The following is a 24,193-nucleotide window of genomic DNA, read 5'->3' as shown; positions in this document are numbered from 1 at the left end:
CGCCCGGCCCGCCCCGGCGCCCCGGCGCGGCCCGGTCGGCCCAGGCCCCGGAAAACCCCCGCCCTACCGAACCCCCACGAACAGCGTCTGCAGGATCCGGCCGCACGAACCCTCCACGTCATCCAACCGCCCACTAGCCAACCCCGACCCACCCGGCGCGGCCGCCGTCTCCGACCTCAGACACAGCCACTCACCCACAGGATCCCGATGCAACGCCACCGTGACATCGGTGTTGATCACCATCCGCCGCACGAAATCCAACTCCGACCCCACCGCCCAGTTGGTGTCGGCGATCGTCAACGCCCGGGTCAGCGGCGTGTCGTCCACCTCGGCGATCAGCGGGATCCGCTGCCGTCCCCAGGCCTCGCCGGGACCGGCCTCGGTGAAGCCGCCACCGGACAGGAACCGCCACTCCATCGCCGACAGGTAGCCCGCGGTGTGGGCGTCACCGAACGGCGGTGGGGTCTCGACCGGCGGCAGCGGGGTCGCCGCCGGTCCGTGGCCGATCACCGGCGTGTCGGCCGGGGACTCGAGCAGCCGCCAGGCCCGCGCCAGCATCACCGTGCGGCCGCCGGCGGTGATCTCCCCGTCGAGCAGCTCGGTGCGCGCCGACGAGTGCCGCACCGCGACCCGCACCTCCAGCTCGGCCACCGGCACCGGCCGCACGACCTCCAGCGTCACCCGGGCGACGCGGAAGCCCTCCCGCGGCGCGGTGCGCTGGACGACCGCGCCGAGCAGCCCGGAGGGCGGGCCCGCGTGCTGCAGCTCCGGGTTCCACGGCCCGGCCGTCGCCGTGCTGCTCTCGAACCGGCCGTTACCCAGATCCCGGTAGAACGCGTCCACGCCTGCAGACCCTAAGCGCTCAGTACGACATTCCCATCGCGGTCCGCACCTCCGCCAGCGTGGCCGACGCCACCTCGTTCGCCCGGACGTTGCCCTCCCGCACGACGGCCCGCACCGCCCCGAGATCCGCGGCCAGCACCGCACGACGGGCCCGCAGCGGGGCGAAATAGTCGTTCACCGCGTCGGTCACCATCTTCTTCAACCCGGCCGCCCCGGCCCCGCCGACCGAGGCGGCGACCGCGTGCGGATCCTGCCCCAGGCACAGCGCCGCGATCAGGACCAGGTTCGACACCTCCGGACGCCCGGCCGGGTCGTAGGTGATGCACCGCTCGGCGTCGGTCTTCGCGCCCCGGATCAGCCGGGCGGTCTCGTCCGCGGTGGCCCCCAGCGCGATCGCGTTGCCGCGGCTCTTGCTCATCTTCCCGCCGTCGGTGCCGAGCAGCAGCGGCGCCTCCGACAGCAGCGCCTCAGGCGGCGGGAACAGCGGCCCGTACCGCTCGGCGAACCGGCGCGCGATCGTGCGGGTCAGCTCCAGATGCGGCAGCTGGTCCTGCCCGACCGGCACCAGCGTCGCCTTCCCGAACAGGATGTCCGCGGCCTGGTGCACCGGGTAGGTGAACATCAGACCGCTCACCGACGAGCGGCGCGAGTGCACGATCTCGTCCTTCACGGTCGGGTTGCGTTCCAGCTCGGACACCGACACCAGCGACAGGAACGGCAGCAGCAACTGGTTGAGCGCCGGCACCGCGCTGTGGGTGAAGATCGTGGTCAGGTCCGGGTCGATGCCGGCCGCCAGATAGTCCAGCACCAACTCGTCGACGTGCGCGCCCACGTGGTCGGAGCGGTCGGTGAGCACCTGGTAGTCGGCGATGACGAGCGTCAGCGCCGCACCCTGCTCCTGCAGACGGACCCGGTTGCGGAGGGTGCCGAAGTAGTGGCCGAGGTGCAGCGGCCCGGTGGGACGGTCGCCGGTGAGAACACGGTCCATGAGGGGCTCCCTGGGGATGAGGGGACCGTCGGCGGGCACGAAAAAGGGCCGTTCTGCCGAACGGCCCCGATGAGGTCAGACGATGACGAGGTGCCGCTCCTACGAGGAGCGCCACCAGGCCAGGCCCGACACACGAGTCATGACGTCGAGATTAGCGCAGCCCGCGAAAGAATTCCCGGACGTCTTCCACGAGCAGTCCCGGCACCTCCAGCGCCGCGAAGTGCCCGCCGGTGTCGAAGTCGGTCCACCGCACCACGGTGTTCGCCGCCTCGGCGTACCGGCGGATCGCCATGTCCTCGGCGAACACCGCCACCCCGGTCGGCACCGGCGACCGGCCCGTCACCCGTAGCCCCCGGCTGTGCAGCACCTCGTAGTACAGGTTCGCCGACGATCCGGCGGTGCCGGTCAGCCAGTACAGCATCACGTTGGTCAGCAGCCGGTCCCGGTCGACCGGCACCCCGTCGCCGTGGCTCCACTCGTAGAACTTCTCGACGATCCAGGCCAGCTGCCCGGCGGGGGAATCGGTCAGTCCGTAGGCGAGCGTCTGCGGCCGGGTGCCCTGCTGTTTGAAATACCCGTTGCCCTCCCGGTGGTAGTACCGCAGCCGCTCCAGCCGTTCTTTCTCGACGTCGGAGAAGCTGTCGTCCGGGTCCAGCGGACGGGTCGGCATGAACCCGCCGGTCGCCGCGTTCACGTGCACCCCGACGACGTGCTCGGCGTCCAGACGGCCCAGCGCGGGGGTGATGACCGCCCCGAAGTCACCGCCCTGCGCGCCGTACCGGTCGTAGCCGAGCGTCCGCATGAGGGTGGCGAACGCGGACGCGATGCGGTCGATGTTCCATCCGGCGCCGGCCAGCGGCGACGACGGACCGAACCCGGGCAGCGACGGGACGACCAGCGAGAACGCGTCGGCCGGGTCGTCGGGATCGGTGAGCGGGTCGATGACGTCGAGGAACTCGACGACCGACCCGGGCCAGCCGTGCACGAGCAGCAGCGGCAACGCGTCCGGGTGCGGGGACGGGACGTGCAGGAAGTGGATCGGCTGACCGTCGATCGACGTCAGGAACTGCGGGTGGGTGTTGAGCTCGGCCTCGGCGGTGCGCCAGTCGTAGCCGTCGGCCCAGTAGGCGGCCAGGTCGGCGAGGTAGGCCGGGGGGACACCGCGCTGCCAGTCCGGGCCGGGCAGCGGGGCGGCCCAGCGGGTGCGGGTGAGGCGGTCGGTGAGGTCGTCGAGAACGGGCTGCGGCACGTCGAACCGGAACGACTCCATGCCGACGAACGTAACGGTGTTCGGGGGCTCGCGTCCGCAGTGGACCGGTTTCGGCCTCGGCCTGTCCGGCTGCATCCCGCCGTTGTTCAGCGTGGCCGGCCATGCGGACGCCTCGGCGGCGGGCGCGGGCGTGTCCCGCGTGGCCGGGGGGTGGATTCGGCCGATCACCGTGCTGGTGCGCGTTCTTCTGCCGGTGGCGCTGGGTGTGGTGGTCCGCGCGCTGTCCGGCCACCGGCACGCCGCCGTGGGCGGGGGAGACTGCCACCGAGCGGAGGCCGCCCCGGTCCGCGCGATCGCCGTTCGTCTATCGGCTCACCCCTGGGCGGGATCGCCGTCATCCTGGCAGTGGACGCTGCAGCGTTCCGCGCGACCGGTCGCGTGCCGCAAGTCCATAGGCCCGCGGTCACAGCCGCGCCGCCGTCACAGCCGGGTCGCCGTCACAGCTGGGGCCGCCGCCTCCCCAGCGGAGGCACCGCAGCGCCGCGCGTGATTGCCCGCGCGCCGCCCGTCCAGGAGGCCGCCGCCGAGTAAGCGGCTACTACCCTGGCGGAGGCCGCTTCACCCTTATGACCGGCCGCGCGCCGCAATTCGATCGGGCCTGCCGCCGTGGCCGGGGCCGCTATCCACCACGGCTGAGGCCGCTGGCACCCCATGCGCGACCACCGCGTGGCCCGCAGCGTTCGACCGCGCGCCCCGCAAGGGCCTGCCACCGACACTGGGCCTGCCACCGAGAGCCGCTGAGACCGGGACTGCCGCTGAGACCGGGACTGCCATCGAGGCGGCCGCCGGAACGGCCGCAGCGCCTCCCGCCTGAGCGCCCCCGCACCGCGCGCGGCCGTTGGCTCAGCCGCCGCGGGCAGGGAGGCCTCTATCCAGCAAATCCGCCGGTCCGTCCGGCGGATCGCCGCCAGCGCGGCGGCCGAGCGCAGCACCGGGCACAGCCGGGCTGTACGGCCGGGCCCCGTACAGCCGGGCCCCGTACAGCCGGGCCCCGTACAGCCGGGCCCCGTACAGCCGGGCCCCGCCGCTGTGGCCGGAGAGGCCCACCGCGCAGAGGCCGTTACCCGGCGGAGGGCGCCGGGCCACTTCGCGGATGACCGGCCTCGCGCGGCCGCGCGAGCAACCCGCGGCGTTCGACCGCGCGCCCCGCACACCCGCGCAGGTCACCGCCCGCGCGGCTGCACAGGCGCCACGGGCCCTCGGCGCCCCGCGTCGGCCGGCGGCGGCGTGGCGGCACGGGGTCAGGGGTGGGCTTCGGGCCAGTGGCGTAGAAGGTAATCCAACGCGTCGAGGGCCCGGTGCCAGCTCGACTCGAGATCGCGGGGATGCCCGAAACCCCCCGCCGCCTCCAGGGTCGCGAACCCGTGGAACGTGCTGCGCACGAGGCGGACCGCATCCGTCAGGTCCTCCTCGGCGAGCCCGTAGCCGCGGAACATCGCCGACGTCAGGTCGAGAATCCGCTGCACCGACGGCGTCGACGCGACGACGTCGGCGTCCAGCTGGCGGTGCGTGGACGCGTAACGACCCGGGTGCGACAGCGCGTAGGCGCGGTAGGCGGAGCCGAACGCGCCGAGCGCGTCCCGGCCCGCGCGGCCGGCGACCGCGTCGGCGAGCAGCCCGGCCAGCTCGTCCGAGGCCCGCAGCGCGATCCGCACCCGCAGGTCGTCCAGGCTGCGGACGTGCGAGTACAGGCTCGCGTCGCGGACCCCGAGCCGGCGGGCCAGCCCGGAGACCGTCACCCGGTCGAGGCCGGTCTCGTCGGCCAGGTCGGCCGCCGCGAGCACGACGGACTCCGGGGTCAGGCCCTGCCGTGGCATCCGTCTCCTTTAGTCGTTTGCCTAGAGATCCTAGGCGAAGTAGCGTCGAAGTCATGAAAGCCCTGACCGAACCGGACATCCGTGGCTCGTTCATCAACGCCTCGAAGGGCGAGGCGAGCCGGATCCCGATGCCCCGCGACCTGGCGGCCCGCCCCTGGGACGACCTGGATTTCCTCGGCTGGACCGACCTGTCCGCCCCCGACCGCAGCTACCTGGTCACCGAGGACGCCGGGGTGGTGCTCCGCGCGGCCACCGGGCAGCGCGGCTACCTGCGGCGCAGCCTGTGCTCGCTGTGCCTGACCCAGCACCCGGGCAGCGGCGTCGCGCTGATGACCGCGAAGAAGGCCGGGGCGGCCGGTCGGCAGGGCAACTCGGTCGGCACCTACGTCTGCGCCGACCTGGCCTGCTCCCTGTACGTGCGGGGGCTGAAGAAACCCGCGGTGGGCGGGCGACTCGACGAGTCGCTCACCGTCGACGAGCAGATCGCCCGTCTGCGCGGGCATCTCGACGGCTTCCTGGAGTCGATACGAGGCTAAGCGACGTCCCGGGCGAGCTGGTCGATCGCCCGGTGCAGGTCGGCCAGGCGCAGCGTCACGGTGGCGTCGCCGGTGACCGCGGGGCCGGCGAGCGCGGCCTCGACGTACTCGCGGATCAGAGCCGACGGCGTGATCCCGCGCCGGGCCGCTTCGGCTTCGAGGCGCTCGGACAGCGGCGCCGGCAGACGGGTGGAGTGCACGATCGACGCGGGCCGGGTCTCGACCACCGCGCCCGACCAGTCCGTGCTCGCGAGTACCGTGCTGCTGGCGAGATCAGCCTCGGCGTTCATTCGGTGCTCCTTCCGAGCATTCCGGCCACCAGGCCGGCCTCGTCGGCGTCCAGCTCGCGGGCCGAGACCACCAGGTACTGGTCGGGTTCCTCCTCGACCAGCGCCACCGCCACCCAGCGGCCGTCGCGGGTCGCGGCGGCCACCCGGAGCACCGAACCGAGGTGCTGGCGGACCCGCCGCCGTGCGCGCAGCACCTGTAACGCGGCTTGCCAGCCGACCCCGGCGGCGTCGAGGGCGTCGTAGGAACGCTCGTCGAACCGGTAGGTCTCATCCACGGACTGAACGTAGACGAGTGTAAACAGCTACTCGGCGCCGGGACCAGCCCCGGCCGGGGCGTAGGTCACGGCCATCGCGCCGCCGGGGAACGGCTCGGAGCTGACCAGCGTCAGGTCGGTGGGGTCGGTGAACAGCGGCAGGCCGGAGCCGAGCGCCACCGGATGGATCACCAGCCGGTACTCGTCGACCAGCCGGCGGCCGATCAGCGCCCGGGCGAACCCCGCGCCGCCGTGCGCGAGCAGGTCGTCGCCGTCCTCGGCCTTCAGCCTGGCCACCTCGGTGGACAGGTCGCCGGAGAGCACGGTCGTCTCCGGCCAGGTTCCCTCGGTCAGCGTGCGGGAGAACACGATCTTCGGGATGTCGTTCATCGGCGCCGCGTACGGCTCGTCCGAGGTGGGCCAGTGCGCGGCCATGTCGCCGTAGGTGACCCGGCCCATGACGTGGGCGCCGGCCTGGCCGAGCAGGTCGACCATGAACTCCTGCAGCTCCTCGTCGATGCTCGGGAAGATCCATTCGACGTCGCCGTCGTTGCGGCCGACGAACCCGTCGAGCGACACGTTCATTTTGAGTACCAGTCTCCGCGGCATGGCTCGTGCGTAGCGAGACGCCTGTGATTGTGCAACTCGGTTGTGCATTACTGGCACACACCGGTGGCGGGAATCCGGCGCCGGGGTAGGTTTCGGCCATGCATACGGTGGCGGTGCTCGCCCCTCGGCACGTGGTCCCCTTCGATCTCACGGTGCCGGTCGAGGTCTTCGGCCGGGCCCGCCTGCCCGGCGGCGGTCCCGCCTACCGGGTCCTGGTCTGCGGTCCGGACGACGAGGTCGACGCCGGGACGTTCACGATCCGCGTCAAGCACGATCTGGACGCCCTGGCGCGGGCGGACACGATCGTGGTCCCGGGGGTGTCCGAGGCCGTCGCGGTGGACGCGCCGGTGCCGGAGGAGGTGCTCGCGGCGCTGCGGGCGGCCGCCGCCCGGGGGACCCGGATCGCGTCGGTGTGCGCGGGCGCGTTCACGCTGGCCGCCGCCGGGCTCCTCGACGGGCTGCGCGCCACCACGCACTGGCTCGGGACGTCGGAATTGGCCGCCCGGTACCCGGCGGTCGACGTCGACCCGGACGTCCTCTTCGTGGACAACGGGAACGTGCTGACGTCGGCCGGCGCGGCCGCGGGTCTGGACCTGTGCCTGCACCTCGTGCGCCGGGACCACGGCGCCGCGGTCGCGGCCGACGCGGCCCGGCTGTCGGTGATGCCGCTGGAGCGCGACGGCGGGCAGGCGCAGTTCATCGCCTACGAGCCGCCGGCGCCGGACGGGACGTCGCTGCGGCCGTTGCTGGCCTGGGCCGAGGAGAACCTGCACCGTCCGCTGACGCTCGACGACCTGGCCCGGCGGGCCGCGCTGTCGGACCGGACGCTCTCCCGGCGGTTCCGGGAGCAGACCGGGACGACGCCGCTGCAGTGGCTCAACCGGGTCCGGCTGCGCCGGGCGCAGCACCTGCTGGAGACCACCGGGCACCCGGTCGAGCGGATCGCCGCCGAGGTCGGGTTCACCGGGGCGAGCACGTTCCGGGACCGGTTCAAGCGCCTGGTCGGGGTGAGCCCGGCCGCCTACCGCCGGTCGTTCGGTCAGACGCCGGTGGTGGAGCCGGGGCGGACGATCATCAGCACGACGACGACGGCCCAGAGCAGGTTGAAGATCCCGGTGACCATGCCGAGGCGGGCCGCGGTGGCTGAACCTGCACTCGACCCTGAGGCCGCCTCGGGCTGAGCGTCCAGCGCGGAGAGTGCCTCCGCCTGGCGGGGGAGGACGGCCAGCGTCAGCACCGCGGCGGCGGCCGCGGTGAGCGCGATCGAGGTGAGCACCCACGCGTCGGTGAGGACACCCATCGACGCGGCCGTGGCCAGGCCGAACGCGGGGACGAGGAGGCCGAGGACCGTGTAGACGCGGCAGATCCGGTGCAGCGAGCCCAGGATCGTGACGGCGTGCGGGTCGGTGGCGGCCGTGCGCACGTAGCGGGGGAACATGCTCGCCGCGACCGTGACCGGTCCGATCGCGAGGATCGCGGCGAGCACGTGGAGCGAGAGAAAGAACGCGGAGGTCACCGCAGCGACGCTAGGGACGGGAACGGTCGCGCGACAGTGGCCCGAACGCCACCCACCGCCGAGTTCCCGCCAGCCCGCTCCATCATCCTTCCCGGGCTCGCACCAGTACGGTGAGAGCGTGGCAGAACAGATCCGGGAGCTGGCCGCCGAGCTGATCGCGATGGCCGCGGCCGACACCGACCGCACCGCCGACGGCCTCGACACCGCGGACTTCGCGCGCCAGCTGGAGTGGCGACGGGTCACCGCCGCGCACGGGGACCGGCTGCGCGAGATCCTGGGCCGCCACGGCTGGCCGACGCCCGGGCTGGTCGGGGAGCAGGCGTCCCGGTGCGCGTGGAAGATCGCGATGCACGCCGACCGGCAGCTCGACGTCCAGCAGCGGGCCCTGGCCCTGCTGGAGGACGCGGTCGCGGCCGGGGAGGGCCGCCCGGCCGACCTGGCGATGCTGCGCGACCGGGTGCTGGTCAACTCGGGTCACCCGCAGGTGTACGGGACGCAGATCGCCGGGGTCGGCGCCGACGGCGCCCCGGTGCCATGGCCGGTGCTCGACCCCGGCGCGATGGACGACCGCCGGGCCGAGGTCGGCCTCGACCCGTTCGCCGTCCACGTCACCCGCCACGCCCCGCCACCGCCCCCCGCCGGCTAGGCCCGCCCCGCCGGCCCGCTCCGGCCCCCGGCCCGCTCCGGCCCCCGGCCCGCTCCGGCCCCCGGCCCGCTCCGGCCCGGTCCGCGGCCCGGGCCGCTCCGGCCCGGTCCGCGGCCCGGCCCGGCCCGGTCCGGTCCGCGCTCGGCCGCCGGGCGCCGCACCCGGCTACGCCGGGACCGGGTCCTGGCTGAACTGGGTCGCGTGCAGTTCCGCGTACCGGCCACGCAGCGCCAGCAGCTCGCCGTGCGTCCCCCGCTCGACGATCCTCCCGCCCTCGACGACGAGGATCTGGTCGGCCGCCCGCACCGTCGACAACCGGTGCGCGATCACCACCGCGGTCCGCCCGGCCAGCGCCTCGGCCAGCGCGGCCTGCACCGCGGCCTCCGACGTGGAGTCCAGGTGCGCGGTCGCCTCGTCGAGGATCACCACCCGCGGCCGGGCCAGCAGCAGCCGCGCGATCGTGAGCCGCTGCCGCTCCCCGCCCGACAGCCGGTAGCCGCGTTCCCCGACGACCGTGTCGAGCTCGTCGGCCAGCGCCCCGACCAGGTCGGCGAGCCGGGCCCGCGACAACGCGTCCCAGATCTCCTCGTCGGAGGCGTCCGGGCGGGCCAGCAGCAGGTTCTCCCGGATCGACTCGTGGAACAGGTGCCCGTCCTGGGTCACCAGGCCGAGCGTCTCGCGCAGCGACTCGGCGGTCAGGTCCCGCACGTCCACCCCCGACAGCCGCACCGCGCCCGCGTCGACGTCGTACAGCCGGGGGATCAGCTGGGCGATCGTGGACTTCCCGGCCCCGGACGACCCGACCAGCGCCGTCAGCGTCCCGGCCGGCACCGTGAACGACACGTCGTGCAGCACCTCGACGCCGCCGCGGGTGTCCAGCGCCGCGACCTCCTCCAGCGACGCCAGCGACACCTTCTCGGCCGACGGGTAGCTGAACCGCACCGCGTCGAACTCCACCGACACCGGCCCGTCCGGCACCGGCCGCGCGCCGGGCTTCTCGACGATCAGCGGCGGCAGGTCCAGGACCTCGAAGACCCGCTCGAAGCTGACCAGTGCGCTCATCACCTCGACCCGGGCGCTGGCCAGCGCGGTCAGCGGGGCGTAGAGCCGGGTGAGCAGCAACGCCATCGCGACGACGTCACCGGCGTCGAGGTTCCCGCGCAGCGCCGAGAACCCGCCCAGCCCGTACACCAGGGCCAGCGCCAGCGCCGAGACCAGCGTCAGCGCGGTCATGAACACCGACTGCACCATCGCGGTGCGCACCCCGATGTCGCGCACCAGGCGGGCCCGCAGCGCGAACGCCGCCGACTCCCGGTGCGGCCGCCCGTACAGCTTGACCAGCGTCGCGCCCGGGGCGGAGAACCGCTCGGTCATCTGGGTGCCCATCGCCGCGTTGTGGTCGGCGGCCTCCCGTTCCAGCCGGGCCAGGCGGCGGCCCATCCGCCGGGCCGGGACGACGAACACCGGCAGCAGCACCAGCGCCAGCAGCGTGATCGGCCACGAGATGCCGAGCATCACGACCAGCGTCAGCACGAGCGTCACCGCGTTGCCGACCACCCCCGACAGCGTGTCGCTGAACGCCCGCTGCGCCCCGATGACGTCGTTGTTGAGGCGGCTGACCAGCGCGCCGGTGCGGGTGCGGGTGAAGAACGCGACCGGCATCCGCTGCACGTGATCGAACACCGCGGTGCGCAGGTCGAGGATCAGGCCCTCGCCGATGCCCGCGGACAGCCGCCGGGTGGCCAGCCCGAGCGCGGCCTCCCCGACCGCGATCACCGCGATCACGACCGCCAGCCACACCACGACCCGGGTGTCCTCACCGCCGACGATCGCGTCGAGGACCCGCCCGGCCAGCACCGGCGTCGCCACCGCGAACAGCGCGGCCACCACCGACAACCCGACGAACAGCGTCAGCGCCCGGCGGTGCGGGCGGGCGAACCCGCCGATGCGCCGCAGCGTGGCCCGGGAGAACGGCCGTCGTTCCTCGTGGGCGTGCATCGCGTGGTACAGCGAGTTCCACGCCGCCATCTCCATGCTCATCCCGGCACCGTAGAAGCTGAAGCCGGGTTCATGTCAACGCCGGCCACGGCCGGGCGGTTCGACCCACCGCCGGCCATCGCCAGGGCGGTTCGGCTCACCGCCGGCCGTGACCGGGGCGGTTCCACTGGTTGCGGTACTGCCGGTGCGCGACCCGCTCGGACCGGCGCCGCTCGGCCCGCAGCCGCGCGTCGGTGCGCGCGGCCGCCCACTCGTTCTCGCGCAGCAGTTTGCGGTAGCTCTCCAGCCGCCGTTCCGGCAGCTGCCCGGCGTCGATCGCCGCCCGCACGGCGCAGCCGGGCTCGGACGCATGCCCGCAGTCGGTGAACCGGCACCCGCCGGCCAGCGCCTCCACGTCCGCGAAGGCCAGGGTCAGGCCGTCCGACGCGTCGTACAGGCCGACGCCCCGCAGGCCCGGGGTGTCGATGAGGACGCCGCGGCCGCCGCGCAGCGGGATCAGTTCCCGCCGCACGGTGGTGTGCCGGCCTTTCCCGTCGACCCCGCGTACGTCCTGCACGGCCAGGTCGACGCCGGTCAGCGCGGTCGCGAGCGTCGACTTGCCGACGCCGGACTGCCCGACCAGCACCACGGTGCCGGTCAGTTCGGCGGTGAGCGCGTCCAGGCCTTCTCCGGCCACTGCGCTCACTGGGAGCACGTCCACCCCGACCGCGGCGCCGGCGAGCGCGTCCAGCACGCCTCCGACGTCCGGGCAGGCGTCGGTCTTGGTGAGGACGACGACCGGCCGGGCGCCGCTCTCCCAGGCCAGCGCGAGCAGACGTTCGGCCCGGCCGAGGTCGACGCCGGTCGTGGCCGGGACGACGACCGCGACGACGTCGACGTTGGCGGCCAGAGTCTGACCGGAGGACACACCGGACGCGGCCGCGCGGACCAGCGCGGTCCGGCGGGGCAGCACCGCGTGCACGTAGTGGCCGGAGAGCGCGACCCAGTCGCCGGTGCAGACGTCGGCGCGGGCGGACTCGGCCCGCACCGGGCCGGAGGCGGTGAGGACGTCGCACCGGCCGCGGTCGACGCGCGCGACCCGCCCGGGGGTCAGCCCACCGGCCGCGTGGGGCGCGAACGTGTCGGCCCAGGAGGTGGACCAGCCGAGAACTTCGAGAGAGAACGACAACGGAGGAACCCGATCGGGAGTGGCCCCTCAGTGGGGGGGCGGAAGGACGAGGGACGGGCGGAGGCTGCGCAGGGCAGCGTCAACCACGGCGGCGGCCATGCACACCTCCTCGTCAGCTCGTCGTTCGCGGCGAACCCTAGCGCCCCCGAACCCGGCAGCGCACCCGATTTTCCCGGCCTATGCGGGGGCGCCCGCGTCCGTCCGGGGCGGCAGCGGGAGCGGCACGCCGGGCAGCCCGTCGATGCTCGAGCGGTTGAACTCCTTGCTCGCGCAGTAGTCCGCGAACCCCTCCTCGCCCTTGCGGCCGAAGAAGTCCGCGTGCATCGACCGGTCCTCCCGGTACTCCATCAGCGGCACCGCGAACCCGCACGAGTCGCTGATCCGCTCCGCGGTGACCAGGATGATCGCCCGCACGCCCACCGCGTCCGCGCCGGCCAGGGCCGGCATCAGCGTGGCGAACCGCGGGTCGTCCCGGTACACCGGCTCGCCCCGCCCGTGCACGCGCAGCACGGTCGGGGGACCGGCGAACGCACACCACATCAGCGTGATCCGCCCGTTCTCCCGCAGGTGGGCGATGGTCTCGGCGTGGCTGCCGCCGAAGTCCAGATAGGCCAGCGTCGTCTCGTCCAGGACCGCGAGGGACCCCGAGCGGCCCTTCGGCGAGAGGTTGACCGAGCCGTCCGCGGCCAGCGGCGCGGTCGCCACGAAGAACACCGGTTGCGCGTCGATGAAGGTCCGGAGCCGGTCGTCGAGGCGTGCGTACGTTTTCCCCATGCCGCCATCGTCGCACGCGTACATGCTTGACAAGGAATATAACCTGACGGGCATGAAGCTGACCCGCTCCGGCGACCGCCACCAGATCCGGATGGAACGACGCTTCGCCCATCCCCGCGGCCGCGTCTGGCGCGCGCTCACCTCCCCGGACGAGCTCACCCACTGGTTCCCGGCCGACGTCACGTTCGGCGACGAACGCGCGCTGACGTTCACGTTCCGCGACGCCGAGGCCCCGCCCTCCGGCGGCGAGGTCCGCGCGTGCGAACCCGAGCACCTCTTCGAGTTCAGCTGGCAGGGCGAGATCCTCCGCTGGGAACTCGCCCCGGACGGCCCCGGCTGCCTGCTCACGTTCACCCACACGTTCGACGACGGCCCCGGCGCGGCCAGCTTCGCCACCGGCTGGACGTCCTGCCTGGACACCCTCGACGCCACCCTGTCCGGCACGACCGCGCCGGCCGGGTGGTCGGCGCAGCTCCACGACCGGCTCCTCGACGACTTCGGACTGCGCGACGGCGTCACCGAGGCACTGCCCGGCGGCGGCTGGCGCGTCCGGTTCGTCCGCCAGCTCACCCAGCCCGTCGACGTCGTCCGGACGATTCTCGACGGCCGGCCCCCGGCGGCGGGGGACTGGCAGCTGACCCCCGGCCCGGGTGGGGCCCGCGCCACGGTGACGGTGACCGGCTCCGGGACGTCCATCGACGAAGCCTATGCGGACGCGCGCCGCGCGCTGGACGCGCTGGCCGCAACCGTCACCAGCTACTCGCGCGGGCCGGCGTAGGGACCGGCAGGAGCCGGTCGAGGTGGTTGCGCAGGACGCCGAGCGCTTCCTCGGTGCTGCGGGAGCCACCGAGGACGCTGGTCGCCAGACCGGAGGACATCGCGAGCAGGCCGACGGCCTCGGCGCGCGGGTCCGACGGCGGGCGCAGCACCATCCGCAGCTGCTGCACGAGCAGCTCCTCGCGGGCGTCGGGCCCGGCCAGCACGGCCTGCGCGGCGATCGTCGAGTCGGTCATCGCGAGCACCGCGAACGCGGCGTGCGCGAGGTGGAACCGGCGCGTCTCCGGGTCGGTCGGTAACAGCGCGGCCAGCGTCGCCTCGATGACCGTCCGCGGCGACGGGCCGGCGCCCGCGACCCGGGCCGAGGTCTCCTCGGCCAGCCGCCGGTTGAGGTACGCGGCCGTGTACAGCAGCAGCTGCTCCTTGCTGGGGAAGTAGTACTGCACCAGGCGCAGCGAGACGCCGGCCTCCGAGGCCACCTCCCGCAGGCTCATCCCGTGCAGTCCGTGGACGCCCACGACCCGCAGCAGCGCGTCGGCGATCTCGCGCCGGCGCTGCTGATGGTCCACCCGTTTCGGCATATGTCCGTGCCTCCGTCCGGTCCGGGCACCTCATGCTCACCAGTACGAGGGGTCACACGGATCCATCACGCATCAGGTTCACCAGGCGCTCATCTGAACGGCCGGGACCACGCCTCCACCGAACGGGCATTACTCGGGCGTGGCGCCCGACGCACCGCGCGGCCGCCCGCCCTTTTCTCACAAAACTCACATCTAGCGTGCTTTCGTACTCCCTGCCCGATACATCTCTTTGGAGGGACGTACATGACGAGCAAGACAGCACGGCGCGCGGCGCTGGCCCTGGCGGGTCTGGCGGTCACCGGGGGCGCGGTCGTCGGAATGGCCGGCACCGCGCAGGCCACCGCCCCCTCGACCCACTCCGGGCACTATGGCGGCGGCTACTACGGCTGGGGCGGCGACGAGGACGAGGTCGTCGCCGTGTTCGGCAGCCGCCGCCAGTGCGAGTGGGCCGGCCGGGTCGGCGAGTACCGCGGCTACTGGGAGGACTACGACTGCGACTTCCTGCGCACCGGCTACCGCGGCTACTGGAAGTCGCAGTGGGGCAACAACATCAGCGGCTTCTGGCAGGGCGACAGCTGGCGCTACCGCGGCGTCTGGGTCCTGCGCGCCGAAGACTGCGACTGACCCCGCACTGATGACCCCGCACTGAACCACGAGCCGGTCCGGACCCTCGGACCGGCTCTGCCTACCGGCCCCATCGGGAAGCCCCCCAGCCCCCGATGGGGCCGGCGTACGTTTAGGCGCCATGAGCTACGCGAACGTCGACGGGCTGAACACCTACTACGAGACCCACGGCACGGGCGACCCGCTCGTCCTCCTCCACGGCGGCCTCGCCACCGCCGACACCTGGGCCGGCCAGGTGCCGGAACTGGCCAAGCAGTACCAGGTGATCGTCCCCGAGCGCCGCGGGCACGGCCGCACCGCCGACGCCGACGGCCGCTACACCTACCGGCTCATGGCGGCCGAGACCGCCCGCCTCCTGGACGTCCTCGGCGTCAGCTCCGCGCACCTCGTCGGCTGGAGCGACGGCGCCCTGGTCGCCGCGCTCGTCGCGATCGACCGGCCCGAGCTCGTCGAGAAACTCGTCCTGATCGGGCAGTACTTCCAGCCCGACGGCGCGCACCCCGCGGTCGCCGCGATGCTGGCCGACACCGCGGCGATGACCGCCTGGGCCCGCGAGTCCTACGACGCGCTCTCGCCCGACGGCCCGGCGCATTTCGACGTGGTCGTCGAGAAGATCCTACGAATGTGGCGGGAAGACACCGGCATCCCGCTCGACGAGCTCGCCACGATCACCGCGCCCACGCTGGTGATGCAGGGCGACGGCGATTTCGTCACGGTCGAGCACAGCGCGCTGATCCGCCGGACGCTGGCCGAGGCGCAGCTGGCGGTGGTGCCCGGGACGTCGCACGGCTTGCCGATGGAGAAGCCGGCGCTGGTCAACGAACTCATCCTCGAGTTCCTCGGCGGCGAGCACTCCGCGCAGCTCATCCCGCTCGAAGGCTGAGGCCGTCCAGCAGGACGGTGACGACCCGGGCCCGGCGCACCGGGTCGTCACCGGCCGCCTCCACCGCCTGGGCCGCGCCGACCAGCAGCGCGATCAACGTCGGCACGTCCACGTCCGGGCGCACCGCGCCCGCCTCCTGCGCCCGGCGCAGGAGCAACCCCAGCGCCTCGGTGACCCGTCCGCCCACCCCGGCCTTCACCGCATCCATGCGGACGCCGGCCGCGGCCAGCGCGTCGGTGATCGCGTTCTTCGACGGGGACTGATCGACGATCCGGGTGATCTCGCCCCGGAACGCGGTCGCCGGGTCGCCGGTCTCGGCGCTGTGCCGCACCTCGTCGGCGAGCCGGTCGAGACGGGCTTTGAAGACCGCTTCGAGGAGCTCCTCCTTGGTGGGGAAGTGGCGGAACACCGTGCCGACGCCCACGCCGGCCGCCTGGGCGATCTCCTCGGTGGAGACGCTCGTGCCGCGGGCACCGAACAGGTCCTCGGCGGCGCTCAGGACCCTCTCCCGGTTACGCCGGGCGTCGGCACGCAACGGTCTGGCCGGCGTAGACAAACGGAGTGGCGACTCCGTATCGTCGGACGCATTCGGAGTCATGACTCCGGATCCTAACCGAGGGGAGAGCCATGTCCACGCCCGACCTGTTCCGCCGCCTCCTGCACGGCCTCGAAACCGCCCAGTGGGACCACCTCGCCGACCTCTACACCGACGACGCCCGCGTCACGATGCCGTTCGCGCTACCGACGCCCGTGGTGCTCAACGGCCGTGAGGCCGTCGCCGAGCACTTCGCCCGCTCGACGTCGATGCCGATCCGCTTCCGCGCCGACAACGTGAGGATCTACCCGACGCCCGATCCGGACGTGGTGCTGGCCGAGTTCGACTACGTGGTGCGGGTGACGACGACCGGGCAGGAGTTCCGGGTCGCGAACATCCAATACCTCCGGGCCCGGGACGGCCGCATCGCCGAGACCCACGACTACCACGACCACACCCGGCTGGCCGCCGCCCTCCGACCCACCCCATCAACTTGACATAATGCACATTATCGGGGATTCGGAACCGGCTTCACATACTGGGCCAGATGCTCGCCCGTCAGCGTCGACCTCGACGCCACCAGATCGGCCGGCCGGCCCTCGAAGACCACCGACCCCCCGTCATGACCCGCACCCGGCCCCAGATCGATGATCCAGTCCGCGTGCGCCATCACCGCCTGGTGATGCTCGATCACGATCACCGATTTCCCCGAATCCACCAGCCGATCCAGCAACCCCAGCAACTGCTCCACATCGGCCAGATGCAGACCCGTCGTCGGCTCGTCCAGCACCAGCACCCCACCCTTGTCGGCCATGTGCGTCGCCAGCTTCAACCGCTGCCGCTCGCCACCGGACAACGTCGTCAGCGGCTGACCGATCCGCAGATACCCCAACCCCACCTGAGAAAGCCGCGACAAGATCGCGTGCGCCGCCGGCAACTGCCCGGCGAAGAACTCCTCCGCCTCGGCCACCGACATCCCGAGCACCTCGTTGATGTCCTTCCCGGCGAACCGGTACTCCAGCACCGACGCTTGGAACCGCCGACCCTCGCACTCCTCGCACACCGTCGCGACCCCGGCCATGATCGCCAAGTCCATATAGATCACCCCCGCGCCCTTGCACAGCGGGCACGCACCCTCCGAATTCGGCGAGAACAACGCCGGCTTCACCCCGTTGGCCTTCGCGAACGCCTTCCGGATCGGCTCCAGCAACCCCGTGTACGTCGCCGGATTCGACCGCCGCGAACCCCGGATCGGCGTCTGATCCACCGACACCACACCCTCGCGCGTCGACACCGACCCGTGGATCAGCGACGACTTCCCCGACCCGGCCACCCCGGTCACCACGACCAGCACCCCCAGCGGCACGTCCACCGACACGTCCCGCAGGTTGTGCGTCGACGCCCCCCGGATCTCCAGCACCCCCGACCGCTCCCGCACCGCCGCCTTCAGCGACGCCCGATCGTCCAGATGCCGGCCGGTCAGCGTCCCCGACCGGCGCAGCCCCTCCACCGTGCCCTCGAACACCACCTCACCACCGGCCGACCCGGCCCGCGGCCCCAGATCCACCACGTGCTCGGCGATCGCGATCGCCTCCGGCTTGTGCTCCACCACCAGCACCGTGTTGCCCTTGTTCCGCAACCGCACCAGCAGGTCGTTCATCCGCGCGATGTCGTGCGGGTGCAACCCGACCGTCGGCTCGTCGAACACGTACGTGACGTCGGTCAGCGCCGACCCCAGATGCCGGATCATCTTCACCCGCTGCGACTCGCCGCCCGACAACGTCCCCGACGGCCGCTCCAGCGACAGATACCCCAGCCCGATCCCGACGAACGACTCCAGCACCCCGCTCAGCGACGTCAGCAACGGCGCCACCGACGGCTCCGCCAGCCCCCGCACCCACCCGGCCAGATCCGAGATCTGCATCCGGCACGCGTCCGCGATGCTGATCCCGGCCACCCTCGACGACCGCGCCGCCTCCGACAGCCGCGTCCCGTCACACTCCGGGCACGTCCGGAACACCGCGACCCGCTCCACGAACGCCCGCACGTGCGGCTGCAACGCGTCGACGTCCTTCGACAGGTACGACTTCTGGATCGACGGCACCAACCCCGAATACGTCAGGTTGATGCCCTCGATCTTCACCTTCGTCGGCTCCCGATACAGGAGCGCATCGAGCTCCTTCTTCGTGAACGAACGAATCGGCTTGTCCGGATCGAAATACCCCACGCCCCGCAGGATCCGGCCCTGCCAGCCGTCCATGCTGTATCCGGGAATCGTGATCGCGCCCTCGTTCAGCGACTTGTCCGCGTCGTACAACGCCGACAGATCGATGTCCGACACCGACCCCCGCCCCTCACACCGCGGACACATCCCCCCGGTGACCGAGAACTCCCGCCGCTCCTTCACCGTCCGGCCGGCCTTCTCCACCGTCACCGCACCCGCGCCCGACACCGACGCCACGTTGAACGAGAACGCCTGCGGCGACCCGACGTGCGGCGACCCCAGCCGCGAGAACAGGATCCGCAACATCGCGTTCGCGTCCGTCGCCGTCCCCACCGTCGACCGCGGATCCGCCCCCATCCGCTGCTGATCGACGATGATCGCCGTCGTCAGCCCCTCCAGGACGTCCACCTCCGGACGCGCCTGCGTCGGCATGAACCCCTGCACGAACGTCGAATACGTCTCGTTGATCAACCGCTGCGACTCCGCCGCGATCGTCCCGAACACCAGCGAACTCTTCCCCGAACCCGACACCCCGGTGAACACGGTCAGCCGCCGCTTCGGAATCTCGACGCTCACGTCCTTCAAGTTGTTCACCCGGGCTCCCACCACACGGATCAGATCGTGGCTGTCGGCACCGTCGGCACTGTCGGCACGGTCCACTCGACGCTCCTATCGCTGCTGGATACGCAACAAGTTGCCGGACGGGTCCCGCACCGCCCCGTCACGCACCCCGTACGGCTGATCGGTCGGCTCCTGCACGACCTCCGCGCCCGCCTCCACCAGCTGCGCGAACGTCGCGTCCACGTCCTTGGTCGCCAGGTTCAGACCCCCGTAGGTGCCCTTCGCCATCATCTCCGCGATCACCCGGCGCTCGTCGTCGGTGATGCCCGGGTCCGCCGCCGGCGGGTGCAGCACCACCGCGGTGTCCGGCTGCCCCTTCGGGCCCACCGTGATCCACCGCATGTCCCCGTACCCGACGTCCAGCCGCACCTCCCACCCGAGCACGTCCCGGTAGAACGTGATCGCCGCCTCCGGGTCGGTCTGCGGCAGGAAACTGTTGAAGATCGTGATGTCCATGCCGGTCACGCTACGTGTGGCGCCTGCGGCGCCGCTTCTCGATTCCTGACCGGTCGCGTCACCTGCTTCGCCACGCACGAGGGGATCCCGTCGGTCTCCGACGGTTCCTTCCGGAACGCACTCGGCGGGACGCCCACCAACTCCGTGAACCGCGTCGAAAACGTCCCCAGCGACGAACACCCCACCGCGAAACACACCTCGGTGACGCTCAGATCACCACGCCGCAACAACGCCATCGCCCGCTCGATCCGCCGCGTCATCAGATACGAATACGGCGACTCGCCGTACGCCCGCCGGAACTCCCGGCTCAGATGACCCGCCGACATGTGCGCATCCCGCGCCAGCGCCTCCACGTTCAACGGCTGCGCGTACTCCCGATCGATCCGGTCCTTCACCCGGCGCAACCGCACCAGGTCACGCAGGCGATCCTCCTCGCGACTGCTCACGAGCCGCATCGTCGCACACGCCACCGACCGCAGTCGTTGGCAACCGCACCCGGAACACCGACCCCGCACCCGGCGACGACTCCACCGCGATCGACCCCCCGTGCCGCCCCACCACCGACCGGTACGCCATCGCCAGCCCCTGCCCGGTGCCCTTCCCGACCCCCTTCGTCGTGAAGAACGGATCGAACACCCGTTCCCGGGTCGCCTCGTCCATCCCGATCCCCGTGTCGGCCACCGCGATCTCCACCCCGTCCGGCACCCGCCGCGTCGACACCCGGATCACCCCCGGCGGCGACCCGATCGCGTGCGCCGCGTTCACCACCAGATTCAGCACCACCTGCTTGATCTCACCCTCGAAACACGGCACCAGCCCCAACTCCGGGTCCAGCTCCAGCTCCAGCCGCGCCACGTACTTCCACTCGTTCCGGCACACCTGCACCGTCGACTCCACCGCCCGGTTCAGATCCGCCGGCGCCAACCCCTCACCGGGATGCGCGAACTCGTTCATCGCCCGCACGATCTCCGCGACCCGCTCCACACCCTCCAGCGTCTGCTCGATCGCCGCCGGCACCTCGGCCGCCAGATACTCGTCGAACACCCCCGGCGGCACCGACCCGAACGCCTCCCGCAGGAACAGCACGTTGTGCGACACGTACTGCACCGGCGTGTTGATCTCGTGCGCCAGCCCCGCCGCCAGCTGCCCGATCGACTCCAGCCGGGTCGCGTGCGCCGACTCCCGCTCCGCCTCCGCCACCCCGGTCACATCCACGACCACACCCCACGACCCGGCCCGCCGCACCAGGAACGTCGACGCGCCCGCCCGCACCAACCGCGACCCTCCACCGGCCAGACTGCTGACGGTGGCATCCAGCTCCGGCCGCCGCACGGCCTCGAACTGGGTATTTCCGGTCAGCCCCATAGCGTCAGAAAAAAAGACCGCAACCGGCAGCAACTCGGCATCAACCATCACAGAAACACACTAAAGGGCGGCCGACCGGCCGCCCTCCAGTGAAACCGGACCTCAGATCAGGCCCAGGCCCCGCACCGCGTCGCGCTCCTCACCCAGCTCAGCCACCGACGCATCGATCCGCTCCCGCGAGAACGCATCGATCTCCAACCCCTGGACGATCGAGAACTTCCCGTCCTTCGCCGTCACCGGGAACGACGAAATCAGACCCTCCGGCACACCGTACGAACCGTCCGACGGAATCGCCGCGGAGGTCCAGTCACCCTCAGCCGTGCCGTTCACCCAGGTGAAGACGTGGTCGATCGCCGCGTTCGCCGCCGACGCCGCCGACGACGCACCCCGCGCCTCGATGATCGCCGCACCGCGCTTCGCCACCGTCGGGATGAACGTGTCCTTCAACCAGGCCTCGTCGACCTGCTCGGCCGCGATCTTCCCGTTGACCTCGGTGTGGAACAGATCCGGGTACTGCGTCGCCGAGTGGTTGCCCCAGATCGTCAGCTTCTTGATCGCCGTGACCGGAACCTCGAGCTTGCTCGCCAGCTGGGAGATCGCCCGGTTGTGATCCAGCCGGGTCATCGCCGTGAACCGCTCCGCGGGCACGTCCGGCGCGTGGGCCTGCGCGATCAACGCGTTCGTGTTCGCCGGGTTACCGACGACCAGCACCTTCACGTCATCCGCGGCCACCGCGTTGATCGCCTCGCCCTGCGGCTTGAAGATCCCGCCGTTGGCCTCCAGGAGGTCACCGCGCTCCATGCCCTTGGTGCGGGGACGGGCACCCACCAGCAGCGCCACGTTCGCACCGTCGAACGCCACCCGCGGGTCGTCCGAGATGTCGACGCTCTGCAGCAGCGGGAACGCGCAGTCCGCCAGCTCCATCGCGGTACCCTCGGCCGCCTTCAGCGCCGGAGTGATCTCCAGCAGCCGCAGCTTGACCGGAACATCCGGACCCAGCAGATGCCCGGACGCGATCCGGAACAACAGCGCGTAGCCGATCTGCCCCGCCGCACCGGTGACCGTGACCGTCACTGGTCCCTGCACCATTACGCCTCCCACCGCTCGAAAGCTGTCTCGCGTGGACGCTACCCCCGCTCCCCTCGGGGCCGGAGGACCGGTGCCGCCGGTGTGACGCGTTTGGCTTTTCGGGTCGTTGTTCGGCGTATGGGCTTGTTACTACGACTGCGGGTCTTCGAGGATCTCGAGCATCTCGGGGATACCGAAGAACCGGGCCGTGTCCAGCGCCGACGGACCGCCGGCCAGCGGATCGGCACCCGCGTCGAGCAGCGCCCGGACGGTGGTCTCGGACCGGCGGAACACCGCGGCCGCCAGCGGCGTCTGGCCCTTGTCGTTGATGCGGTTCGCGTCGGCGCCCCGGGACAGCAGCGCCGACACGGTCGCGGGATGGTCGTAGTAGGCGGCCAGGAGCAGCAGTGAATCGCCCTTGTCGTTGGTGAGGTTCACCGGCAGGCCCGCGTCGACGTTGCGCGCGAGCAGGTCGGAGTCGCCGTTGCGCGCCGCGTCGAACATCCGGTGCGCGAACGCCAGCGTTTCCTCGTCCAGTTCGTCGGCCACGTCCGTAACCCTAAACCGGGCCCTGTGCCCGCGCGCAGGCGCGCGCCTGCGCGCGGTGTGACGAGTTTTCGGGGGTTCGCGAGGCGGCACCGCGTGGGCGGCCCCCTCCCCTGGTGTGCGGGGTTGGCAGGTGGGTGGGTGTGTTCGGGCGTATGGGCTTGTTATTTTGCGTAGGGATTGTCGGTGGGGGGCGCCAGAATGGACGGCATGCGTATCCGGCTGCTGGGTCCCCTGGAGCTCCGGGACGCCACCGATCGCGCGGTGCCGGTCACCGGGGTGCGGCAGCGCACGCTGCTGTGCCGTCTGGCGCTCGACCCGGGGCGGCTGATCACCGTCGACCGGCTCGTCGACGACCTCTGGGGGGCGGAGCCGCCGGCCGCGCCGGCCAACGCGCTGCAGTCCGCGGTCTCCCGGCTGCGACGCGACCTCGGCCGCGCCGGTCCGCCGGGCCGCGACGCGATCGTGTCGCACCCGGCCGGCTACCGGCTCGCCCTCCCCCCGACCGCCGTCGACCTGCACGAGTGTGCGCGGCTGTCCGCCGCGGGTACCGCGTCGCTGCGCTCCGGTGATGCGGACGCCGCGGCGCGGCAGCTGCGCGAGGCCCTGGGTCTCTGGCACGGGCCAGCCCTGGCCGACGCCCGGGGGGCTCCGTTCGCGGCGGTCGCGGCCGAGCGGGCCGACGCGTTGCGCCGGGTCACGCTCGAGGCCCGGGTCGACGCCGATCTGGCCCGCGGGGCCGACGCGCCGGCGCTGGTGGACGAGCTGACCGCGGCCTGCGCGGCCGATCCGCTGGCCGAGGGGCTGGCCGCCCGGCTGATCCGGGCGCTGACTGCCGACGGGCGCCGGGCCGAGGCGCTGCGCCGGTACGAGTCGGTGCGCCGGGAGCTGGCCGACGAGCTGGGCGTCGACCCGGGCGCGGAGCTCCGGGCCGCCCACCTGGCCGCGTTGCAGGACGAGACGCCGGCCGTGGGGAAGGCTGCGGTGGGGAAGCCGGCCGCGGGCCGGCGGGGGACGTTGCCGGCCGCGCTGACCAGGTTGGTCGGGCGGCGGGAGGAGCTGGCGCGGGTCGGGGAGCTGCTCCGGAGCGGGCGGCTGGTGACGCTGACCGGGCCGGGCGGGGCCGGGAAGACCCGGCTCGCGATCGAGGCCGGGACTTTGGCCGCGGCCGGGACCCTGGTTGCCGCAGGGGGCGACGGCGATGCCGGGAGACCGGCCGGCGGCGCGGGCGGCTCCGACGGCGAGGCCGGAGGCGGGACCGGCCGCAAGGCTGGGAGCCCGGCCGGAGGCGGCACCGGCGGCGAGGCCGGGGGCGGGAGCGTGGCCGGAGGTGGGGGTGGCTCCGGCCGGGGCGGCTTCGGCGCTCCGGACGGGGTTTGGCTGGTGGAGCTGGCCGGGTTACCGGCCGGGGCGAGCGGGAACGCGGTCGCCGAGGCGGTGCTGGCCGTGCTGGCCCGGCCGGTTCCGGTGCTGGAGCCCGGGGACGAGCCGGCCCTGGATTCGGTGGAGCGGCTCGGGGAGCTGCTCGGGGGCCGGAAGCTGCTGCTGATCCTCGACAACGCCGAGCACGTGGTGGAGGCGGTCGCGGACGTCGCGACCCGGGTGCTGGCGGCGGCGCCGGGGGTGCGGGCGCTGGTGACGAGCCAGGCGCCGCTGGGGGTGGTGGGTGAGGCACTCTGCCCGGTGGGGCCGCTCCCCCTGCCGCCGGTCGACCTGCCGTCGGATCCAGCGCCGGCGGGCGGGACGCTCGCCGGGCGGGGCGGTTCCAGGGCGGTTGCCGGCGCCGCTCCCGCCGGGCCAGCCG

At 72.7% G+C, this 24,193-nt stretch carries 27 protein-coding genes and 1 pseudogene; 9 read left to right on the top strand and 19 right to left on the bottom strand.

Annotated elements, in window-relative coordinates:
* Positions 1-63 precede the first annotated feature (63 nt).
* From FL583_RS38605 to FL583_RS38595, 3 genes are all read right to left on the bottom strand, one after another.
* The gene (locus FL583_RS38605; RefSeq protein WP_142709881.1) at positions 64-843 is read right to left on the bottom strand and encodes a thioesterase family protein; all 780 of its coding nucleotides are present in this window, start codon (positions 841-843) and stop codon (positions 64-66) included.
* 19 nt (positions 844-862) lie between these two features.
* The gene (trpS, locus tag FL583_RS38600) at positions 863-1,870 is read right to left on the bottom strand and encodes a tryptophan--tRNA ligase (RefSeq protein ID WP_420843239.1); all 1,008 of its coding nucleotides are present in this window, start codon (positions 1,868-1,870) and stop codon (positions 863-865) included.
* Positions 1,871-1,982: 112 nt separating this feature from the next.
* On the bottom strand, positions 1,983-3,101 hold the full coding sequence (locus tag FL583_RS38595; RefSeq protein WP_142709879.1) for an epoxide hydrolase family protein: 1,119 nt from the start codon (positions 3,099-3,101) through the stop codon (positions 1,983-1,985).
* On the opposite strand from FL583_RS38595, the gene FL583_RS38590 reads away from it, so the two are divergent.
* Complete coding sequence (locus FL583_RS38590) at positions 3,100-3,591, top strand: hypothetical protein (RefSeq protein ID WP_142709878.1); 492 nt, start codon at positions 3,100-3,102, stop codon at positions 3,589-3,591. The two genes, FL583_RS38595 and FL583_RS38590, sit on opposite strands and share 2 nt — an antisense overlap.
* Positions 3,592-4,342: 751 nt before the next feature.
* Here FL583_RS38590 and FL583_RS38585 read toward each other — a convergent pair.
* Entirely contained in the window at positions 4,343-4,918 is a 576-nt protein-coding gene (locus FL583_RS38585) for a TetR/AcrR family transcriptional regulator (RefSeq protein ID WP_142709877.1), read from the bottom strand.
* Positions 4,919-4,971: 53 nt separating this feature from the next.
* Here FL583_RS38585 and FL583_RS38580 point away from each other — a divergent pair, with 53 nt between their 5' ends.
* A complete protein-coding gene (locus tag FL583_RS38580) occupies positions 4,972-5,454 on the top strand; it encodes an FBP domain-containing protein (RefSeq protein ID WP_142709876.1) in 483 nt (160 codons plus the stop codon).
* Here FL583_RS38580 and FL583_RS38575 read toward each other — a convergent pair.
* From FL583_RS38575 to FL583_RS38565, 3 genes are read right to left on the bottom strand one after another with little or no spacing between them, the layout of a single operon-like run.
* Positions 5,451-5,744 carry a ribbon-helix-helix domain-containing protein gene (locus FL583_RS38575; protein WP_142709875.1) on the bottom strand — a complete coding sequence of 98 codons (294 nt, stop codon included), beginning with the start codon at positions 5,742-5,744 and terminating at the stop codon, positions 5,451-5,453. The genes FL583_RS38580 and FL583_RS38575 overlap by 4 nt on opposite strands.
* On the bottom strand, positions 5,741-6,019 hold the full coding sequence (locus tag FL583_RS38570) for a hypothetical protein (RefSeq protein ID WP_142709874.1): 279 nt from the start codon (positions 6,017-6,019) through the stop codon (positions 5,741-5,743). Before FL583_RS38570 ends, FL583_RS38575 begins: the two co-directional genes overlap by 4 nt.
* 27 nt (positions 6,020-6,046) lie before the next feature.
* Positions 6,047-6,607 carry a dihydrofolate reductase family protein gene (locus FL583_RS38565; protein WP_142709873.1) on the bottom strand — a complete coding sequence of 187 codons (561 nt, stop codon included), beginning with the start codon at positions 6,605-6,607 and terminating at the stop codon, positions 6,047-6,049.
* Positions 6,608-6,705: 98 nt separating this feature from the next.
* Between FL583_RS38565 and FL583_RS38560 the strand changes: the two are divergent.
* Positions 6,706-7,653, top strand: a pseudogene (locus FL583_RS38560) (GlxA family transcriptional regulator); the annotation flags it as partial.
* On the opposite strand, the gene FL583_RS43315 reads toward FL583_RS38560, so the two are convergent.
* The gene (locus tag FL583_RS43315) at positions 7,647-8,123 is read right to left on the bottom strand and encodes a DUF2269 family protein (protein WP_205752839.1); all 477 of its coding nucleotides are present in this window, start codon (positions 8,121-8,123) and stop codon (positions 7,647-7,649) included. The pseudogene FL583_RS38560 and the gene FL583_RS43315 overlap by 7 nt on opposite strands.
* Positions 8,124-8,241: 118 nt before the next feature.
* Between FL583_RS43315 and FL583_RS38555 the strand changes: the two genes are divergently transcribed.
* Positions 8,242-8,769 (top strand): DUF6624 domain-containing protein, encoded by a 528-nt coding sequence (locus FL583_RS38555; protein ID WP_205752838.1) that lies wholly within the window; start codon positions 8,242-8,244, stop codon positions 8,767-8,769.
* A 165-nt stretch (positions 8,770-8,934) separates the two neighbouring features.
* Here FL583_RS38555 and FL583_RS38550 read toward each other — a convergent pair whose 3' ends face one another.
* The 3 genes from FL583_RS38550 to FL583_RS38540 all read right to left on the bottom strand — a co-directional run bounded on the left by FL583_RS38550 (position 8,935) and on the right by FL583_RS38540 (position 12,709).
* Positions 8,935-10,809, bottom strand: a complete 1,875-nt coding sequence (locus FL583_RS38550) for an ABC transporter ATP-binding protein (RefSeq protein WP_142709871.1) — start codon at positions 10,807-10,809, stop codon at positions 8,935-8,937.
* Between the two features lie 94 nt (positions 10,810-10,903).
* Positions 10,904-11,935: a ribosome small subunit-dependent GTPase A gene (gene rsgA / locus FL583_RS38545; protein WP_142709870.1), complete on the bottom strand. Its 1,032-nt coding sequence runs from the start codon at positions 11,933-11,935 to the stop codon at positions 10,904-10,906.
* Between the two features lie 177 nt (positions 11,936-12,112).
* Positions 12,113-12,709 (bottom strand): pyridoxamine 5'-phosphate oxidase family protein, encoded by a 597-nt coding sequence (locus FL583_RS38540; RefSeq protein WP_142709869.1) that lies wholly within the window; start codon positions 12,707-12,709, stop codon positions 12,113-12,115.
* A gap of 52 nt (positions 12,710-12,761) precedes the next feature.
* Between FL583_RS38540 and FL583_RS38535 the strand changes: the two genes are divergently transcribed.
* Entirely contained in the window at positions 12,762-13,487 is a 726-nt protein-coding gene (locus FL583_RS38535; protein ID WP_170324100.1) for an SRPBCC family protein, read from the top strand.
* Here the strand turns inward: FL583_RS38535 and FL583_RS38530 are convergent.
* The gene (locus FL583_RS38530; protein WP_142709867.1) at positions 13,459-14,067 is read right to left on the bottom strand and encodes a TetR/AcrR family transcriptional regulator; all 609 of its coding nucleotides are present in this window, start codon (positions 14,065-14,067) and stop codon (positions 13,459-13,461) included. The two genes, FL583_RS38535 and FL583_RS38530, sit on opposite strands and share 29 nt — an antisense overlap.
* A gap of 243 nt (positions 14,068-14,310) precedes the next feature.
* On the opposite strand from FL583_RS38530, the gene FL583_RS38525 reads away from it, so the two are divergent.
* Together FL583_RS38525 and FL583_RS38520 are read left to right on the top strand one after the other, a co-directional pair.
* Positions 14,311-14,691 carry a hypothetical protein gene (locus FL583_RS38525; protein ID WP_142709866.1) on the top strand — a complete coding sequence of 127 codons (381 nt, stop codon included), beginning with the start codon at positions 14,311-14,313 and terminating at the stop codon, positions 14,689-14,691.
* A 121-nt stretch (positions 14,692-14,812) separates the two neighbouring features.
* A complete protein-coding gene (locus FL583_RS38520; protein WP_142709865.1) occupies positions 14,813-15,574 on the top strand; it encodes an alpha/beta fold hydrolase in 762 nt (253 codons plus the stop codon).
* Here the strand turns inward: FL583_RS38520 and FL583_RS38515 are convergent.
* The gene (locus tag FL583_RS38515; RefSeq protein ID WP_142709864.1) at positions 15,555-16,172 is read right to left on the bottom strand and encodes a TetR/AcrR family transcriptional regulator; all 618 of its coding nucleotides are present in this window, start codon (positions 16,170-16,172) and stop codon (positions 15,555-15,557) included. The genes FL583_RS38520 and FL583_RS38515 overlap by 20 nt on opposite strands.
* Positions 16,173-16,201: 29 nt before the next feature.
* Here FL583_RS38515 and FL583_RS38510 point away from each other — a divergent pair, with 29 nt between their 5' ends.
* Positions 16,202-16,606 carry a nuclear transport factor 2 family protein gene (locus FL583_RS38510; RefSeq protein WP_142709863.1) on the top strand — a complete coding sequence of 135 codons (405 nt, stop codon included), beginning with the start codon at positions 16,202-16,204 and terminating at the stop codon, positions 16,604-16,606.
* 11 nt (positions 16,607-16,617) lie between these two features.
* On the opposite strand, the gene FL583_RS38505 is transcribed toward FL583_RS38510, so the two are convergent.
* The 6 genes from FL583_RS38505 to FL583_RS38480 form a co-directional block, all read right to left on the bottom strand.
* Entirely contained in the window at positions 16,618-18,993 is a 2,376-nt protein-coding gene (locus tag FL583_RS38505) for an ATP-binding cassette domain-containing protein (protein ID WP_142709862.1), read from the bottom strand.
* 9 nt (positions 18,994-19,002) lie between these two features.
* Positions 19,003-19,410, bottom strand: coding sequence for a VOC family protein (locus FL583_RS38500; protein WP_142709861.1), 408 nt, complete (start codon positions 19,408-19,410; stop codon positions 19,003-19,005).
* A gap of 5 nt (positions 19,411-19,415) precedes the next feature.
* Positions 19,416-19,865 carry a helix-turn-helix transcriptional regulator gene (locus tag FL583_RS38495; RefSeq protein ID WP_420843238.1) on the bottom strand — a complete coding sequence of 150 codons (450 nt, stop codon included), beginning with the start codon at positions 19,863-19,865 and terminating at the stop codon, positions 19,416-19,418.
* Positions 19,825-20,775: a sensor histidine kinase gene (locus FL583_RS38490; protein WP_170324099.1), complete on the bottom strand. Its 951-nt coding sequence runs from the start codon at positions 20,773-20,775 to the stop codon at positions 19,825-19,827. Before FL583_RS38490 ends, FL583_RS38495 begins: the two co-directional genes overlap by 41 nt.
* 102 nt (positions 20,776-20,877) lie before the next feature.
* Entirely contained in the window at positions 20,878-21,864 is a 987-nt protein-coding gene (locus FL583_RS38485; protein ID WP_142709858.1) for a malate dehydrogenase, read from the bottom strand.
* Between the two features lie 129 nt (positions 21,865-21,993).
* Positions 21,994-22,392: an ankyrin repeat domain-containing protein gene (locus tag FL583_RS38480; protein WP_142709857.1), complete on the bottom strand. Its 399-nt coding sequence runs from the start codon at positions 22,390-22,392 to the stop codon at positions 21,994-21,996.
* A gap of 207 nt (positions 22,393-22,599) precedes the next feature.
* Between FL583_RS38480 and FL583_RS38475 the strand changes: the two genes are divergently transcribed.
* Positions 22,600-24,193, top strand: a 1,594-nt coding sequence (locus FL583_RS38475; protein WP_170324098.1) for an AfsR/SARP family transcriptional regulator, incomplete at its 3' end; no start/stop codon positions are given.

The organism is Cryptosporangium phraense (assembly GCF_006912135.1).
In the GTDB taxonomy this organism is placed as follows: domain Bacteria; phylum Actinomycetota; class Actinomycetes; order Mycobacteriales; family Cryptosporangiaceae; genus Cryptosporangium; species Cryptosporangium phraense.
Note: the sequence above shows the minus strand (reverse complement) of the source record. Positions and strands in the feature narration are given on the sequence as shown.